Genomic DNA, 240 nt, shown 5'->3' with positions numbered 1-240 from the left:
AATGGTATGTGCCGTGCCGCAATACGGCCGCCAGCGAAGAGCATTTCGTGATGTCGGCCGAAGACTACGCGGCCGCCGAGGAAACCGGCAAGATCGCGGCGGTGGTGCATTCGCATCCGGATGCCGCGGCGGTGCCCAGCGAAGCCGACCGCGTGGCCTGCGAGGCCTCGGGCCTGCCCTGGTACATCGTGGCGGTGGAAAAAGGCCTGGATGGCAAGATCCGGGCCGGCGAAATCCGCG

At 67.1% G+C, this 240-nt stretch carries 1 protein-coding gene; it reads left to right on the top strand.

The annotated features are described in order from the left end of the window. Nucleotides 1-240, top strand: a 240-nt coding sequence (locus SB751_RS34745; protein ID WP_410749581.1) for a C40 family peptidase, incomplete at both ends; no start/stop codon positions are given.

It is taken from the genome of Cupriavidus sp. SIMBA_020, from assembly GCF_046535395.1.
In the GTDB taxonomy this organism is placed as follows: Bacteria; Pseudomonadota; Gammaproteobacteria; order Burkholderiales; family Burkholderiaceae; genus Cupriavidus; species Cupriavidus campinensis.
Note: the sequence above shows the minus strand (reverse complement) of the source record. Positions and strands in the feature narration are given on the sequence as shown.